This window comes from Psychrobacter sp. DAB_AL43B, from assembly GCF_900168255.1.
Classification (GTDB): domain Bacteria; phylum Pseudomonadota; class Gammaproteobacteria; order Pseudomonadales; family Moraxellaceae; genus Psychrobacter.
In genome coordinates, this window is record NZ_LT799838.1 from 2,083,130 (window position 1) to 2,100,030 (window position 16,901).

Annotated in this window: 12 protein-coding genes; 8 read left to right on the forward strand and 4 right to left on the reverse strand. The window is 42.1% G+C overall.

All coding sequences use genetic code 11. From position 1 onward, the window contains the following. Nucleotides 1–245 precede the first annotated feature (245 nt). Together DABAL43B_RS08980 and glpK are read right to left on the reverse strand one after the other, a co-directional pair. The gene (locus DABAL43B_RS08980) at nt 246–716 is read right to left on the reverse strand and encodes a hypothetical protein (RefSeq protein WP_227516786.1); all 471 of its coding nucleotides are present in this window, start codon (nt 714–716) and stop codon (nt 246–248) included. 487 nt (nt 717–1,203) lie between these two features. Then, nucleotides 1,204–2,805, reverse strand: a complete 1,602-nt coding sequence (gene glpK, locus DABAL43B_RS08985) for a glycerol kinase GlpK (protein ID WP_079692054.1) — start codon at nt 2,803–2,805, stop codon at nt 1,204–1,206. Between the two features lie 463 nt (nt 2,806–3,268). On the opposite strand from glpK, the gene DABAL43B_RS08990 reads away from it, so the two are divergent. The 4 genes from DABAL43B_RS08990 to DABAL43B_RS09005 all read left to right on the forward strand — a co-directional run bounded on the left by DABAL43B_RS08990 (nt 3,269) and on the right by DABAL43B_RS09005 (nt 8,780). Next, nucleotides 3,269–4,954, forward strand: coding sequence for a TolC family protein (locus tag DABAL43B_RS08990; RefSeq protein ID WP_079692055.1), 1,686 nt, complete (start codon nt 3,269–3,271; stop codon nt 4,952–4,954). Nucleotides 4,955–5,076: 122 nt separating this feature from the next. Further along, nucleotides 5,077–6,285, forward strand: a complete 1,209-nt coding sequence (locus DABAL43B_RS08995) for an HlyD family secretion protein (RefSeq protein WP_079692056.1) — start codon at nt 5,077–5,079, stop codon at nt 6,283–6,285. A 3-nt stretch (nt 6,286–6,288) separates the two neighbouring features. Continuing rightward, on the forward strand, nt 6,289–7,584 hold the full coding sequence (locus DABAL43B_RS09000) for an ABC transporter permease (RefSeq protein ID WP_079692057.1): 1,296 nt from the start codon (nt 6,289–6,291) through the stop codon (nt 7,582–7,584). After that, nucleotides 7,584–8,780 carry an ABC transporter permease gene (locus DABAL43B_RS09005; protein WP_079692058.1) on the forward strand — a complete coding sequence of 399 codons (1,197 nt, stop codon included), beginning with the start codon at nt 7,584–7,586 and terminating at the stop codon, nt 8,778–8,780. Before DABAL43B_RS09000 ends, DABAL43B_RS09005 begins: the two co-directional genes overlap by 1 nt. Before the next feature lie 312 nt (nt 8,781–9,092). On the opposite strand, the gene sthA is transcribed toward DABAL43B_RS09005, so the two are convergent. Together sthA and DABAL43B_RS09015 are read right to left on the reverse strand one after the other, a co-directional pair. Continuing rightward, nucleotides 9,093–10,736 (reverse strand): Si-specific NAD(P)(+) transhydrogenase, encoded by a 1,644-nt coding sequence (gene sthA, locus DABAL43B_RS09010; protein WP_079692059.1) that lies wholly within the window; start codon nt 10,734–10,736, stop codon nt 9,093–9,095. A 185-nt stretch (nt 10,737–10,921) separates the two neighbouring features. Further along, nucleotides 10,922–11,818 (reverse strand): pyruvate, water dikinase regulatory protein, encoded by an 897-nt coding sequence (locus tag DABAL43B_RS09015; RefSeq protein ID WP_079692060.1) that lies wholly within the window; start codon nt 11,816–11,818, stop codon nt 10,922–10,924. Nucleotides 11,819–12,424: 606 nt separating this feature from the next. Between DABAL43B_RS09015 and ppsA the strand changes: the two genes are divergently transcribed. The 4 genes from ppsA (at nt 12,425) to rpsR (ending at nt 16,887) form a co-directional block, all read left to right on the forward strand. Continuing rightward, the gene (gene ppsA, locus DABAL43B_RS09020; protein WP_079692061.1) at nt 12,425–14,809 is read left to right on the forward strand and encodes a phosphoenolpyruvate synthase; all 2,385 of its coding nucleotides are present in this window, start codon (nt 12,425–12,427) and stop codon (nt 14,807–14,809) included. A 156-nt stretch (nt 14,810–14,965) separates the two neighbouring features. Further along, nucleotides 14,966–15,955 carry an RDD family protein gene (locus tag DABAL43B_RS09025; protein ID WP_079692062.1) on the forward strand — a complete coding sequence of 330 codons (990 nt, stop codon included), beginning with the start codon at nt 14,966–14,968 and terminating at the stop codon, nt 15,953–15,955. A gap of 286 nt (nt 15,956–16,241) precedes the next feature. After that, complete coding sequence (rpsF, locus tag DABAL43B_RS09030) at nt 16,242–16,643, forward strand: 30S ribosomal protein S6 (protein ID WP_079692063.1); 402 nt, start codon at nt 16,242–16,244, stop codon at nt 16,641–16,643. A gap of 16 nt (nt 16,644–16,659) precedes the next feature. After that, complete coding sequence (rpsR, locus tag DABAL43B_RS09035) at nt 16,660–16,887, forward strand: 30S ribosomal protein S18 (RefSeq protein ID WP_058368567.1); 228 nt, start codon at nt 16,660–16,662, stop codon at nt 16,885–16,887. The last annotated feature ends 14 nt before the right edge of the window (nt 16,888–16,901 follow it).

Consider the following 16,901-nt stretch of genomic DNA (forward strand, 5'->3'; position numbering starts at 1 on the left):
TATTCATACATAGTAATATACAGCAAAAAAGCCTCCAAAGAAATCTTTGGAAGCTTTAAAATAGCATAAAACTGGATTATTTTGCCCTTGAATAAAGGGAGTATACAATCGAACTAAATCTAGTAATGAGATAGTAAGCTTTAGCATTGTTTACTTACTTAAATTAAATACGCTATTAATTGTACTTAATTAATATCAGGCTATCTATCTCTGCTATTGAGTACTCTATTAATTGAATAGATGGATTATGATAAACGGTTCCATGCATCACGTGACGCTCTACGCGCATCATTCCATTCCATACGTGACTCACCTTTTACTTCATGCCATGAGCGTTCTAGATCAGACTCATGATCTTCAAAGCGTGCATCAGCAGGATAACGGGCGCGATTGGCATAGCCTACCGCATAGGCTGGGTGTAAATCACGGTCAAAATCATGACCTTCTTTATAATAATCAGCATTAGCATACTCTGCACGCCAATAAGCTTCTTCACGGGTTGGGTCAATCGCTTCTGCTGCTGCATGACCTGCACCGCCACCAACGATAGCGCCGATAGCACCACCAATCAAGGTACCTAGTGGACCTGCCATTGTACCAATAGCTGCACCCGCTGCGGCACCGCCTAAACCACCAATACCAGTACCTATTGGATGTGAACCTGGCTCACCTGTAATGATGTCAGCATTCAAATCTTTTTTTGCTTCTTTCGACATATGTTTTACTGCACTGCGGTCGATACCGTCATGATCTTCTATAATATTGTCATCTTCATGTCTAATGACTCTGTTATCTATCGTATGATCACTACCGGTTAATCTACGTTCGTTATCGTCAATGATTCGCTCTCTGTCACCTACTTCAAGATAGTCTTCGTCAACTACACGGTTATTAGGATCTGTAATACGGCCATCGTTATTCATAATATTATCCTTAAATGATTTATTATCTATTAGATTTATTTAGTGCTAAAAGATTAGCGGTCTTTTTTATTTAACTTGCTAAGTTATCTAACTTTTACTTAATTCATCTAAAGTATATGGATTCATAGGTAAGGACAGATAGACAGATTATGTAAACTATGTCCAAATTACGATGGTCTTGCGTTACAGCCTGTATCTTTCTAAGCGTCTTGTAGGTCAGTCTAGCGTTTTAAGTAATTTTTAACTGAGTTATTACATTGGTTAAACGCATTCCAATCACTTACATGACTCTCAATGCTCTATCGACTGCTTGTTGCCATTTATTAAGATGCTGCTCACGGACATCCATGGACATGGTAGGTTCGAAAATTCGATCGACTTGCCATGAGGCTGTCATCGTTGCTTCATCGTATAAACCCGTTTTTAAGCCCGCTAGTAACGCTGCCCCTTTGGCAGTGATTTCTGTATCTTTAGGGCGCAATACAGGCACATCAAGTAAGTCTGCCTGAAACTGCATTAGCAAATCGTTATTGGCAGCACCGCCATCAACTCTTAGCTCAGTGAGTGGATGAGGGCTGTCTTTTTGCATCGCAATAAGCACATCATAAGTCTGATAGGCAACAGCCTCTAGTGCAGCACGGGCAATATGAGCTTTAGTCGTACCGCGACTCATACCGGTGATACTAGCGCTGATATCCGAGCGCCAATAAGGTGCACCAAGTCCTGTAAATGCCGGCAGTAATACAACATCCTCACTGCTATCAACTTGCCGTGCTAAGTCCTCGACCTCACTGCTTTGTTTAATCATCCCCAAATTATCACGCAACCACTGAACGATTGCACCTGCCATAAAAACACTACCTTCTAAAGCGTAAGTGACCTCTCTTTTGGGTGGCTGCAACATACGTCTGCCTGATTGCACAATTTTCTCAAACGATAGATTTTCTGGACGAGTCGGCACAGACTTTCGTTGCCAAGCGATAGTCGTTAATAGTTTATGCTCGCTAAGCTTAGGCTTTTGACCGATATTCATCAGCATAAAGCAACCGGTACCATAAGTATTCTTTGCCATACCAGCATCGAGGCAGCCTTGCCCAAAAAGTGCCGCTTGCTGATCACCCAATACCGCATGAATGGGGATTTGTTTGGCAAACAGACCTTTTTTGGTTTTACCAAAATCACCGTCAGATGGTAAAACTTTAGGTAATATATTCATCGGTATCGCAAAAAGGGCACATAACTCCTCGGACCACGCCAGCTTATGAATGTCATATAACAAGGTGCGAGACGCATTGGTCACGTCAATAACATGCTCACCGCCTGTTAGCTTATATATCAGCCAACTGTCTATGGTGCCGACGGCTATTTCACCCTTATTGGCGCGCACTCTCAATTTAGGATTATTTTCTAGCAACCAAGCGATTTTACTGGCACTAAAATAGGGATCTAAACGTAAGCCTGTGATACGCTGTACTTCGCTTGCCATGTCATCCTGACCAGTCTCACCGCCATGAGTCATAGCAGTCGCGCTTTCAGCGGCAAGCGTTTTACAATAATGTGCGGTGCGTCTGTCTTGCCAAATGATAGCAGGCGCTAAAGGCTTACCCGTTTGCTTATCCCAAATAACAATAGACTCACGCTGATTGGTAATCGCAATACTGCTGACATCAGTGGCAAGTAGTCCCGCCTGATTGATCACATCATGCGCACAACTAATTTGGGTTTGCCAAATTTGTTGCGCATCTTGTTCGACAAAACCTGCTTTTGGGGTTTTTAAAGTCGTTGGCTGTTGTGCCATTTTAATCGGACGTGCATGATCATCGTACAATATCGCTCGACTCGATGTTGTTCCTTGATCTAAAGCCAAAATATATCCTGCCATCACTCACATCCCGTCTTATTTTATTTATTTCTAATAGTCATTATAAATTTATAAAAGCATAAATGCAGTATAGACAATATCATTGATTTTATATCGACTACTTATAAAGCGTGCAAAATCAAAGAAGAACATATTATAAATAGTGGTATGATTTGATATAAATAAAATCTCTACCATAAAATCCATGTTGATACAACGCAAAATAAGAAAATACTGAGCATTGACCCGTCACCATTGTGCCACTACAGTGTACGCTTTGTTATCAATAACAAAGTCTTAGTATCTGTGAATAAATTATAGTATTACCTTTGCCTTATCAGTGGTGAAATATAATAAACAATAATCGATATTACCGGCTTGATGCCAACGATGGGTATTTTGCATACTGAGCGTGGTTGATAGCGTCGATGTATTGGGCGTGATTCTAATGACTTTGTACTCTAATTAACGGCTTATGTGACTTATGAAATTTGCTTTATCGACTCTATCTACTACTGTGATGACGATTACGCTCATAGGTATAGCTGCGTCTACCGCCGCCAGCGCTAATGAGAATACGATTGGGGCACAAAAAATCGGCTTACAGAATGAAGTGACAACCGTCGCTGTGACACAAATTATTGATGCTGACACTCCAATCAATACTCAAAACGTAGATAAGTTAGGGCGTGTTGAAACAGTCACTACAAATACTGAAATTGATAAAACTGAGCATCGCAAGAGTCTGACCACTCTTATCGATCCTATCACTCATAAGAGTGTTGATAATAGCTATCCTTTAGCAGTCTCTAGCCTCTTAAGCCTTGAGCAAGCACAAAATATCTTATTGCAAGTGTCACCAAAAATCGCTGCTAACCAAGCGGCGATTGCCGCCAGTGAATATCAAACTGACGCTCTCAAAACCATAGATCATCCGCTGGTATTTGCTAGAGTTTCTGCCAATGCTTACAATTTGGACGCAGATATTGATTTATCGACACTCAAAAACGGTATTGTCAACGATATTAATAGTAATGTGGATAATATCATCCCCCCTATTCCAGATTTGCCAAATTTTGGTGAATTGGTTGGTGAGCGTATCCCAGACAACTACGAGTTAAAGCGTTCGGGCTCAACCACAGGCGCAGGAATTGGCGTGGTATGGCCTATTTATACCGCTGGACGTACTACGGCGTTAACAGGCGTATCTAACGCCCGTACCCAAGAAGCCGTCGCAGACAGCATCTTGGATACAAACGAGCTTTATAATACCTTGATTGAGCGTTATTTTAAGGCGCAACTGGCCATCATTGCCGCCTACTTACGCGATGATGCTTATGATACCTTGCAACAGACTGATCATATGGCGCAGCGGCTTTTTGAAGAAGGTTTCATCTCACGCGTTGATCGCTTAGAAGCACAATCTGCGCTTGCCGACGCCAAAAGCGAATCCGTCAATGCCAATAATGATGCACGGCTAGCAATGATGGCTTTACAACGCTTATTGCGTACTGAATATCGCATCAAACCCTCGACGCCGCTATTTGTTTCTAGCCGTCCTCTACCAGATGTAACCTACTTTCAAGATTTGGCACTCACCAATCATCCAGGTTTACAAAAAGTCGCGTCTAAGCGTGCGCAGGCCCAGCAGCTACATGCGCTGTCAGATACCGGTTATAAGCCTACCGTCATGCTATACGGTTACGGGCAAGTGGAAAAAGATCCCAGCTGGGTAGCGGGTATATCTGCAAGCTGGAAGCTATGGGGCGGGCTCGATAAAACCGCATCATTGGCATCAAGTAATGCCAAAATACGCCAAGCCGATTTGTCTGAGATTGAAGTCAGTGACAATCTATTATTACTGGTCGAAAAAAACTGGCACGATGTTAATAATGCCCAATCACGTTATCAGGCATTACAAAGTAACGTTGAGCTGGCAGCAGAAGTGCTGCGTTTGCGGCAGTTAGGGCTGCAAGAAGGACTAAATACCCCGATTGAGGTAATCCAAGCACAAACACAGTCTCTTAAAGCGCGTACCGAACAAGCGCAAGCGGCGAATACCTATGTACAGTCACTCGCAGCGCTTATGCAAAGCTGCGGTACGCCCCTCGCCTTTAACGCTTATCTTAATGCCGCCGATATTCGGCTACCAACATTGTATGAGAAATAGCATCTCTAATAGAGCGTCTCAAACCAGTATGACGCTCTATCAGACAACACCTTTAAAATATTAAACAACAAACGATTTATTCTGCTTATTACCGACTTTATTGCCTTAGGAATCTCACTGTCATGACTGAATCTACAAACGAATCAGACGACTCACGCAAACTAAATGACTCAGACCCATCAACCGAATCAAGCAATACTGATAATGAGCAGGTGCCCATTGAGCCTGTGGTTGATACGACTGATATTGGACAAGAGCAAACAGTCCCGAGTTATAAGCGCGATTCAGCAAAAACCGATAAGTCTGCGATGATAAAAAAAGCAATTTTGGCGCTACTTGTGCTGATTATATTAGGCGCAATTGCTTATGGTTTGTACAAAAGCAATCAGCACAATGAGCCTGAGATTATTACCTTGCAAGGGCAGATGCAAATGCAGCAAACGTCCATCGCGGCAAAAGTGCCCGGACGTATTGCAAAAATTATGGTCACAGAAGGTGATGCTGTTACGGTCGGTCAGCAGCTGATTGAGATGGACTCTCCTGAGATTAATGCGAAGATCAATCAAGCGCGTGCCGGTAAGCAAATGGCACAGAGTCAATTAGATAAAGCAGAAAATGGTGCCCGCCCGCAAGAGATCGCTCAAGCAAAAGCGGCGTGGCAAGCCAACAAAGCGGCATCTGATTTGGCCGAAAACACTTATCAGCGTGTCAATCGCCTTTATGAAGAAGGACTGATGGCACGGCAAAAACGCGATGAGGCTTATGCGCAATATTTGGCCACCCAAGATCAAACTGAAGCCGCACGTTTGCAGTATGAGTTAGCAATGGAAGGCGCTCGCAGTGAGGATAAATCAGCGGCAACAGCACAAGTCGCGCAAGTCGATGCCCAATTAGAAGAAGCTTTGGTGGCAAAAGAAGAAGCTAACTTAAAAAGCCCTATTGCTGGCGTTGTGGATACTGTCATTGTCAATGCAGGCGAAGTGATTGGCCAAGGGGTTCCTTTACTTACCTTGGTCAATACCAATGAGCAATGGGTGGTATTAAATGTCACTGAAACGTATTTGAACCAGTTTGCGATTGGTCAGCGCTTTACTGGTACTATTCCCGCTTTATCATCGCCTGAGAAACCTTATACCAAACAGTTTACTGTTTATGCCACCTCTACGTTATCTGACTTCGCAACTTGGCGCCCGACCAATAACGACGATGGTTTTGATGTCCGTACCTTTGAAGTCAAAGCGCGACCGACAGCGCCAGATAGGCGGATTCGCTCGGGCATGAGCGTTGTTGTGCGCATCAATCCCGCCCTTGTTAATCAGACTCAAGAGTAAGCCATGCGCCTAACCAAGCTAAGTAGGCTAGGTAATGCTTTTTTACGCAGTGCTGCCTACGAGCGCCGTTTTTTAGCCAAAAATCCTTGGGATTTTAGTATGGTGGTGTGGATACCATTGGCTACTGTGTTATTGATTTGGTGGATTTTCTCTCAAATACAAATCACAGATTTACCCATTGGCGTGATTGACAATGATCGAGGGCCTGTAGCCAATACTGCCGTACGTTATTTGGAAGCCAATCCCAATTTGACGGTAAAGCAGCTTTATCATTCGCCTACTGCTGCAGAAGCAGCCATCTTGCAACGTGATATTTATGCCGTGGTTATTATCCCTGAGGATTTCTCCCGCAATATCTCATCAAGCAAACCCGCTCCCATCATCTTGCAAGTAAATGCTCAATACGGTACCCACTCTGGCATCATTCAAACCAGTATACAGTCCGTAATTGGTACATTATCGGCAGGCGTTGAGATACAGCGTTTAGTGAAACAAGGCGTGTCACCACCACAAGCGGCGATTGCTTACTCACCTATTAGTATTCAACGTATCAGCTTGTTTAATGCTGTTACCGATTATCAACAATTTTTGGCTTCAACGGTCATTCCTGCACTGTTGCATATTTTAGCAATGGTTGTCGGTGCAACAACCATCGGCCGTGAGCTGCGTGATAAGCGCATAGGACGTTGGTATCGCTTTATTGATGGCAGTCGCTCTGACTTGACATTACCGTCTAATAATATTGAAGCTAATACATCAGATAACGTGGCAAGCAGTCAATTACCAGCACCAAAAAATGTGAGTGTTTTAGTATTAATATTTGGCTTATTGGGCAAGTATTTTTGGCCAATATTGGCTTATAGCATATGGTCAATACTGGCAATATGGCTTGCAGCGCCGCAGCAATCCATCGCCATCAGCTCTATCATTGCCACTTATCTCGGTCTGGTGCTATTGATGATGCTATCATTTTGGCTGGGGGCAATATTCACCCTGGGTTCATACTCATTACGTATGGGCTTGTCAGCCACTGGTTTTATTTCAGCGCCTTCCTATGCATTTGCGGGCGTTACCTTCCCTTATATCGCCATCAGTGACAGCGCCCAACATTGGTCAGATGCCCTACCACTCACCCACTATCTTAAGCTACACATTGCCCAATTACAGATGCAAGCGCCGGTTGCTGTGTCATTGCCAATTGTCTATGGGCTCACTCTAGCGACGCTTATCGCTATGTTTTTAACCGCTTTGTTGAGTAAACGCGCACTGGCGCATCCTGAACGTTGGGGAGCACGCTAATGTCATTATCACCAAAAAATAATTTATCTACCACAACGTCAAATTCAACAGAGAATTCATCATCAACAAGCTTCTTTGGCAGCTTTTTACAGACCATCAAAGACGTCTTCTCTGATAAAGGCGTGCTGTTATTATTGATGATTGCGCCTATTATTTATGGCTTCTTTTATCCTTGGCCGTATTCAACGGAAATCGTTAACCATGTACCTGTTGGTATTATTGATAAGGACAGTAGTAATTTATCACAAACCATCGTCCGCTATGCAAGTGCCAGCCCGCTGCTAGATACAAAACGCTTTTTAAATGAGCAAGAAGCCATCGATGCCATGTGGACAGATGAAATCGCGGGTTATATGGTTATCCCAAGCGGACTTGAACAGCAAGTGTTATCAGGAAAAGCGGCTAGTGTCAGCGTTCTGGGTAACGGCGGCTATTTTCTGTTAAATAAAAACGTACAAATGGGGTTTTTACAAGCGGTCAGCACCGTATCAGCAGGAATTGAAGTTAAAAAAGGCGTAGCACAAGGGGCTTATTTATCCACAGCTGCTGCCAACACCCAAGCAGTGCCATTAAAGATTATCCCTTTGTACAATCAAACAGAAGGTTATGGCGCTTACGTCGTGCCTGCAGTATCCATTCTTATTTTGCAACAAACGCTTTTGATGTCAACGGCGATGCTGGTTGGAACTTGGTATGAGCGACGTCGCCATAAAACCAGTATTCGCGGCTGGCTTGGTCGTATTGCGGCGATGAGCATGTTCAGCTTCGTTATTGGCTGCTTTTATTATGGCTGGGCATTCGAGCTCCACCATTATCCGCGCGGGCAAAATATGCTTGGCAGTCTATTATTCCTACTGTTGTTTTGCCCAACTGTGGCAACGCTTGGTTGCGTAGTGGGCCTTTGGTTTCGCCAGCGTGAGCGCAGTATGCAAATCTTAATTTTCAGCTCGCTGCCGATGTTTTTCGTCAGCGGTTACCCGTGGCCAGCAAACCAACTGCCAGAATTCTTACAAATCATTCGCTGGTTATTACCAACCACACCCGGTATCAACACCTCTGTTCAGCTTAATCAAATGGGTGCTAGTGTCGCGCAAGTGGCGACAGGTTTTTATGCGTTGGCAGGTCTGTGGTTGTTTTACTTTTTGCTTCTACTATTTATCCGTTGGTTTACGTCAGAGCGTAAAAGCGCTTATTAACGTAGAAACCTAAAAACTACATTAATATGACTTTAAAGTATTTTGAGGAGTCTAAGAAATAAGATGAAAATGAAAATGAAAAAAGAATTTTTAATCGGATTTTGTATGATGTTAGTTATCGTCCTTTCTTTTTTAGCTTATGATGCGTATAAAGGCTTTCAAGTAGGAATGGGTGTATAAAAATAGTTTTGAAGACTTCATTTCATGCACTATTAAGATAAAATCTGAAAGTTCAAATATATATAACCAATAAAAAAGCGCCTGCTAAATTGCAGACGCTTTTTTATTAATCAACTTTAAGCTTTTTGACTTTTAGAACACACGGTTAAGGCCATTTAATGCTGCTACTCGGTACGCTTCTGCCATCGTTGGATAGTTAAAGGTGGTATTCACAAAGTACTCAAGGGTCGCATTACACTTCATGACTGCTTGGCCAATATGAATAATCTCTGAAGCATGGTTGCCATAGCAATGAATACCTAAAATCTCTAATGTCTCACGATGGAATAAGATTTTCAAGACCCCAGAACGCTCGCCGATAATTTGTGCGCGTGCCAGATGCTTAAAGAAAGCTTGACCGACTTCATAAGGAACTTTAGCATCAGTCAGCTCTTGCTCCGTCTTACCGATAGACGAGATTTCAGGAATAGTATAAATACCTGTCGGTACGCTAGATACTGGCTCAGCATCACTATCACCGACCATAAATGCTGCAGCACAACGGCCTTGATCATAGGCAGCTGAAGCTAAAGATGGCCAACCGATGACATCACCAGCCGCATAAATATTGTCGACTCCAGTACAGTAGGTATCATCTACTTTTAACTGACCACGGCTATTGGCTTCAAGCCCCACCGCTTCTAAATTTAAACTTTCTGTATTACCTGAGCGACCATTTGACCATAGAATAGCATCAGACTTAATTTTTTTACCACTTTTAAGATGCAATATTACACAGTCATCATGGGTCTCAAGATGATCAATTTCTTCGTTGTTACGAATAACGACGCCAAACTGTCTAAAGTCATGGGCAAGCGCATCGCTAATCTCGCTATCCAGATAACTTAACAATTTATTTTGGTTATTAATTAAATCAACTTTATAACCCAGACCAGTAAAAATAGAGGCATACTCACAACCAATGACCCCTGCACCATAAATGATAATCTTTCTGACCACATAATCCATTTGTAATATTTTATCAGAGTCAAAAACGCGCGGATGATCGAAGTCTAAAATTTCAGGACGATAAGGGCGGCTACCAACGGTAATAATAGCTTTATTAAAAGTGATGGTTTCGAAAGTATTTTCGTCAATTTCAATTCGTAATGTATGCGCGTCAATAAAGTTTGCCCAACCTTGAATGACCTCGATACGATTACGCTCATAAAAGCGCGCGTGAGTGGTGACCTGATTGCGAATCACTTGACGCGCTTTGGCTAAAACGATATTTAGTGGAACTTGTTCATAATCCATCGCTTTGGTGAACATTGGGTCACGGCGAAAGTTAATTAAGTTAAATACTGATTGGCGCAGCGCCTTACTCGGAATCGTACCGACGTGGGTTGAGTTACCACCGACTTGCTCACGCGGATCAATAACCACTACTTTTTTACCAGATTTGGATAACTTCATCGCGGCTGCTTCACCAGCAGGACCTGCCCCTAGTACGACAGCATCGTATTCAAACTCATGTTTGTCATTTTTTAGGCGTTTTGAGTCTTTGCTGAAGCCCGATTTAATATCAATACGCGTATCATCGAGCGGATTGACCAAATCAGGATGATGCATGATATCGTCAGTGACCTGCTCATGGGTTTGTTCGATTCTCTCTTTTTTGTTTTTACCCTCAGTATGCTCAGGGTTTGGCGCGCGGCCACTCTCTTTATTAGACACCTCAGTGTGAGTATCTTTACCGGTATCATTGGTCGCGTCGCTTATAGGTTTGCTTCCCATCGTATCCTCTTTATTAATTTATGACTCTGTTTTTTTAGGCTATGAATGCATCAATATATACATGAAATCAATGTCATGGCGCTAAAGTTTGCCTACCATACGTGGTGATAAGATTTTTTGCAATCTCAGCTACTATGACGCTAGAGCTGTCGTTATTTTTTAGATAATGCAGTGAATGTTTTTAATTAGCCGATGCGGCGTTTTAGACCGGTCATCTGTAAGATTCGAGTGGCAATCTCTTCAACCGACATCTCTGAGACATCAAGGCTTGGAATGCCCTGAGAAGTATAAATACCTTGTATGGCACGCTGTTCTTGCTGACATTGTTGATAACTGGAATAACGGCTACCTGCGCGGCGTTCTTGACGGATTTTCACCAAGCGATCGGTATCGATGATCAAACCAAATAGCTTATGCTTATGCTCGCGTAAGGCTTTTGGGAGCTGATTGTCGTTTAAGTCTTCTTCAGTCAAAGGATAATTGGCCGCACGAATTCCGAATTGTAGCGCCAAATATAATGACGTTGGGGTTTTACCAGAACGTGACACCCCGATAAGAATAATATCTGCCGCATGATAATGACGGGTACGCGCCCCATCATCGTTATCTAGCGCAAAATGCACCGCATCGATACGTTCTTTATAGGTTTCAGAATCGACATTATCGTGCGCATGACCTGAATGTCCATCCGGCTCTACACCGGTCTCTTCCGCTACGCGTCCGATTAGACCTTCATACATATCTAGATTACAGCTATGTGCTGAGTTAATTTTTTCACGAATCTCAGGGTTTACAATGGTATCGAACACCAATGGCAGTAAGCCATCTCGTTGATAAGCCATGTTGATTTGCTCAACCGCATCTTCAGCACGCTCTAAATTATCCACATAAGGCAACACTCGCGTCTCAAAAGGTACTGAGGCAAATTGACTCAAAATAGCGCGTCCAAGGGTTTCTGCGGTAATCGCAGTGCCATCAGAGATAAAAAACGCCGTTCTTATATTTTCTGTGTTATCGACCTCTAATGCTTGTTTATTCTGGATAATAGCGTTCGGGAATTCAGACAGATTGTTTGAGTACATAACGTTGACACCTTGGTTGAAACCTCAATAGCATTCTTTAATCAGCGCTTAATAGTGAGCGCTTGATCATTTTTGATGTAATATCTAACCCTATTCAGTTAGTATTTCATCATTTAATTTTTAATATTCCAGTCATATGCGCCACATATTGATGCTTTATATTATACCTATAATAGAAGGCTAATAGTAATCAATGTTACAGGCGTACACTTAGAAGCTGACACCAAAACCAACCTGATTAAGAAATAGTTTATGGCATTTCATCGATTGTCTTATGACAATATCGTATGCACTATATATAGGTATAAATTTTATATAGGTATAAATTTTAACCCTATTTCAAAACCTTTTTGCTTCCTTGCAAAAGAATCAGTTAACTTTATTAAAAAGCTTATAAAATTAGAAGATAGGAAACAATCCATATTAGTATTTCTATCGTATCTTGCTAGCTATATTTTATGACTTCTAGCATTAAATATGTAGCAAACCCCACAATTTGTATATTTTTCATCATTTTTTTGCTTTAACCACTCGAAATTGTCCAAATATAGCGGTATAATCGACCTTTATAATCCTTACTAAATAACCTTATTTTCTGGAGTTATCATGGCAGCGCAATCTACAGCACTTGTAATCAATCTAGATCAGCTAGGAAAAGACGATATTGAGACAGTTGGTGGTAAGAATGCTTCACTTGGCGAGATGATCAGCCACTTGTCTGATTTGGGCGTTAGTGTTCCAGGTGGCTTTGCTACAACTTCAGATGCGTTCAATCGCTTTTTGACAGAAACGGGCTTACTTGACAAAATTAATAGCGAACTTAAAGAGCTTGACGTTAATGATGTTAATAAGCTTGCTGTTACCGGCAAAAAAATTCGTAACTGGATTGTTGAACAAGAGTTACCAAAAGATTTAGAGCAAGCAGTGCGCAAATCATTCGAAGAAATGAGCGATGGTAAAGATATTGCCGTTGCTGTGCGCTCTTCTGCTACTGCTGAAGATTTACCAGATGCATCATTTGCTGGTCAGCAAGAAACTTATCTAAACATTCGCGGTATTGATAACGTTCTTATTGCGATTAAAGAAGTATTTGCATCCCTTTATAACGACCGTGCTATCTCTTACCGTGTACATAAAGGTTTTGAGCATGAAGGCGTAGCCCTATCTGCGGCTGTACAGCGCATGGTTCGCTCAGAAACTGGTGCTGCTGGCGTCATGTTTACCCTAGATACCGAAAGTGGTTTTGATCAAGTAGTATTCATCACTTCAAGCTACGGCTTGGGCGAGATGGTTGTTCAAGGCGCTGTAAACCCTGATGAATTCTATGTATCAAAACGCTTACTTGCTAATGGTAAACCTGCGATTATTCGTCGTAACCTAGGTAGCAAGCATAAGAAAATGATTTACGGTGATGAAGGTAGTACCACCAAATCTGTGAAAATCGTCGATGTTGAAAAAGAAGATCGCATGCAGTTCTCTTTATCGACTGAAGAATTGAATTCACTTGCCAAGCAAGCGATGACTATTGAAAAGCATTACGGTCAAGCGATGGATATCGAGTGGGCTAAAGATGGCGATACTAATGAAATCTTTATCGTTCAAGCCCGTCCTGAAACCGTTAAGAGCCGTCAAGACAGCAACGTCATGGAACGTTATGTCATTAATACCACTGGTGCCAAAGTATTGTGCGAAGGTCGCTCAATCGGCCAACGTATTGGTGCTGGTAAAGTTCGTATCGTTAACAACTTAAACGAGATGGACAAAGTACAAGAAGGTGATGTGCTAGTATCAGACATGACAGATCCGGATTGGGAACCAGTCATGAAGCGTGCGTCAGCTATCATCACTAACCGTGGTGGTCGTACTTGTCACGCGGCAATTATTGCTCGTGAGCTCGGCGTACCAGCGATTGTTGGTTGTGGTAATGCCACAGAACTATTGGTTGACGGTCAAGACGTTACCGCTTCTTGTGCTGAGGGTGACACAGGCTTTATCTACGAAGGTCAGCTTGATTTTGAAGTAAAGACCAACTCTGTTGAATCTATGCCAGAGCTTGCCTTCAAAGTAATGATGAACGTTGGTAACCCAGATCGCGCTTTCTCATTTACCCAAATGCCAAACGAAGGTATCGGTCTTGCGCGTCTTGAGTTTATCATCAACCGTATGATTGGTGTGCATCCAAAAGCATTACTAAATATGAACAGCTTGCCACGTGAAATCTCACAAGCGATTAATGAGCGTATTGCTGGTTATGCTTCTCCTATTGACTTCTATGTTGATAAATTGGTTGAAGGTATTTCAACGCTAGCGGTTGCCTTTATGGATCAGCCAGTTATCGTTCGTATGTCAGATTTTAAATCAAACGAATACGCTAACTTGCTTGGTGGTAAATTATACGAGCCGTCAGAAGAAAACCCAATGCTTGGTTTCCGTGGTGCTAGCCGCTACGTGTCTGATAACTTCCGTGACTGCTTTGAGCTTGAGTGTAAAGCACTAAAGCGCGTACGTGATGAGATGGGCTTAACCAACGTCGAGATTATGATTCCATTCGTCCGTACGGTTGGCGAAGCGAAACAAGTCATCGAATTACTTGAGAAAAATGGTCTAAAACGTGGTGAAAACGGTCTACGCATTATCATGATGTGTGAACTACCAACCAACTGCTTACTTGCAGAAGAGTTCCTAGAGCACTTTGATGGTTTCTCAATCGGTTCAAACGATTTGACTCAGCTAACACTTGGTCTTGATCGTGACTCAGGTATCGTCTCACATCTATTTGATGAGCGTGATCCTGCGGTTAAAAAGCTGTTGTCTATGGCAATCGATGCTTGCCGTAAAGCAGACAAATACGTCGGTATCTGTGGTCAAGGTCCATCAGATCATCCAGATCTTGCTTACTGGCTCATGGAGCAAGGTATCAGCTCAGTGTCATTGAACCCTGACTCAGTATTAGATACTTGGTTCTTCTTAGCAGGCGAAGAAGTAAAGTAAGCTGTAACGTTACGTCACAACGTTAATTCACACCGTCATTTAAGATACACAGATTAGGGTCTATTTGATTTTTTCAAATAGACCCTAATATAATGTATGACAAATAGTGACTTAAAAATAGTCATTTAAAGATAGTGACTTAAGACATGACTAACTATGCAGGCAATTATGCAAATTTTCCTTGCTCGAAATAACGTACAAGCCGGTCCATACACCTTGGATCAGCTCAATATCATGCTCACCTCTGGTGAAGTACAACTAGATGATTTGATCTGGCACGAAGGCTTAGATCAGTGGCAACGCGTTGGTAATTTAACCAATAATCAAACGTTCTACCGTCCTGCTCATATAGCGACACCGGCTGTTAATGATTCTATTATTAATAACGTCACTGTATTCCCAGAGGATGCTGACGCAAGCAATGGTCAAGATGACAAATCAGTATCGCTAGATCGCCTATATGGCAAGCCTGAACGTCTAAAAGATAACGCTAAAAACACCAAAAGTGATATGACGACCAATCGTCAATATACGCCGAATAGCAATGTGTCATTAAATAAGTCTAACGCTACCAAGGCTACAGATAAAGTAGTCGGTAATGTGGTACTTGCGCCTATCATGTCACGGGTATTGGCGACGGCGCTTAATGCTTTACTGTATCTATTAGCGATTTTTCCGCTAGTCATGGCATTGACGAAACTGGATGTGGATTATACTAAGTTTCAAAACATCCAAGATATGGATACCGCTTATCAGTATTCAATGACCCTAATGGAGAGCATTCCTAGTAGCACCTTGATGATATCGCAAGTCATGGTCTTCGGTTTGTTTGCCTTGCAACTGCTATTTATTACTTTGCGTGGTCAATCACTGGGTAAGCTGATTACGGGTATCCGTGTGGTCGATCAAACCACTCATCGTCTGCCGTCGTTTTTAAAGCTTATCGGCATGCGTACCTTGCTGCTATTTATTATTTATAATTTACTGTTCTCTTTTACCAGCTTTTTAGGTTTTGTCATCATTGGTATTCATTATTATATGGCCTCTAAAAGCCCTGAAAATATCGGTTGGCATGACAAACTGGCTAAAACCCTAGTGGTTAAAGCTGACAGCAGTCAATTAGTAAAAGAGCCTAAAATAAAATAACCCTTTTGTTGGTTATTAATACCTCTGATGGTTGTGATAAAAAGCAGCGTATTAGCGTTGCTTTTTTATTGATAAAAGAACAATGATTTCAATTAATAATTTTTATTAACAGCGGCGCATTGATTAACCTTTGTGTTCATCAGTGACTACTGTTATAATACGGCGCTTTATAAACTAAGCTTATTCTCTGTTATTTTTTATAATAATGGCTAGGATTTGAGCTTACCTTATAAATCTCCTTGCTATTAACATAGGGTTAATAGCTACTAATCCGTAAGGAGTCATAATGCGACATTACGAACTGGTGTTACTTGTACACCCAGACCAAAGCGACCAAGTGGTCGGCATGGTTGAACGCTATATCAAGTTAGTTCAAGACAACAACGGCACCATCCATCGTCTAGAAGATTGGGGTCGTCGTCAACTGGCTTACCCAATTAACAAGATTCACAAAGCTCATTACGTTCTTTTCAACATTGAAACTAACGGTGAGACTTTAGCTGAACTTGAAGAATTATTCCGTTATAACGACGCGATCATTCGTAGTCTAGTTATGCGCCGTGACGACGCTGTCACTGAAGAGTCGCAGTTAGCCAAGAATGCCGATGAAAAACGCGCACGCAAAGCAACTACTCGTCGTCCAGATCGTGATGATAATGACGACAACGACAACAACAGTGATGACTAATTAAAGGAGAATACTCATGGCACGTTTCTATCGCCGTCGCAAATTCTGCCGTTTCACTGCTGAAGGCATCACTCACATCGATTATAAAGATGTTGAATTGCTAAAACAGTACATCAGTGATAATGGTAAAATCGTACCAAGCCGCATTACCGGTACCTCTACTAAATATCAGCGTCAACTAGCTACTGCTATCAAGCAAGCTCGTTATTTATCGCTACTTCCGTATACTGACAACCATCAGTAATTTAACCGTTAACT

What these genes read in the sequence shown, in the direction of transcription:
- DABAL43B_RS08980 (WP_227516786.1), bottom strand. Translation starts at nt 716, where the DNA reads ATGTCGAAAGAAGCAAAAAAAGATTTGAATGCTGACATCATTACAGGT.
- glpK (WP_079692054.1), bottom strand. Translation starts at nt 2,805, where the DNA reads ATGGCAGGATATATTTTGGCTTTAGATCAAGGAACAACATCGAGTCGA.
- DABAL43B_RS08990 (WP_079692055.1), top strand. Translation starts at nt 3,269, where the DNA reads ATGAAATTTGCTTTATCGACTCTATCTACTACTGTGATGACGATTACG.
- DABAL43B_RS08995 (WP_079692056.1), top strand. Translation starts at nt 5,077, where the DNA reads ATGACTGAATCTACAAACGAATCAGACGACTCACGCAAACTAAATGAC.
- DABAL43B_RS09000 (WP_079692057.1), top strand. Translation starts at nt 6,289, where the DNA reads ATGCGCCTAACCAAGCTAAGTAGGCTAGGTAATGCTTTTTTACGCAGT.
- DABAL43B_RS09005 (WP_079692058.1), top strand. Translation starts at nt 7,584, where the DNA reads ATGTCATTATCACCAAAAAATAATTTATCTACCACAACGTCAAATTCA.
- sthA (WP_079692059.1), bottom strand. Translation starts at nt 10,736, where the DNA reads ATGGGAAGCAAACCTATAAGCGACGCGACCAATGATACCGGTAAAGAT.
- DABAL43B_RS09015 (WP_079692060.1), bottom strand. Translation starts at nt 11,818, where the DNA reads ATGTACTCAAACAATCTGTCTGAATTCCCGAACGCTATTATCCAGAAT.
- ppsA (WP_079692061.1), top strand. Translation starts at nt 12,425, where the DNA reads ATGGCAGCGCAATCTACAGCACTTGTAATCAATCTAGATCAGCTAGGA.
- DABAL43B_RS09025 (WP_079692062.1), top strand. Translation starts at nt 14,966, where the DNA reads ATGCAGGCAATTATGCAAATTTTCCTTGCTCGAAATAACGTACAAGCC.
- rpsF (WP_079692063.1), top strand. Translation starts at nt 16,242, where the DNA reads ATGCGACATTACGAACTGGTGTTACTTGTACACCCAGACCAAAGCGAC.
- rpsR (WP_058368567.1), top strand. Translation starts at nt 16,660, where the DNA reads ATGGCACGTTTCTATCGCCGTCGCAAATTCTGCCGTTTCACTGCTGAA.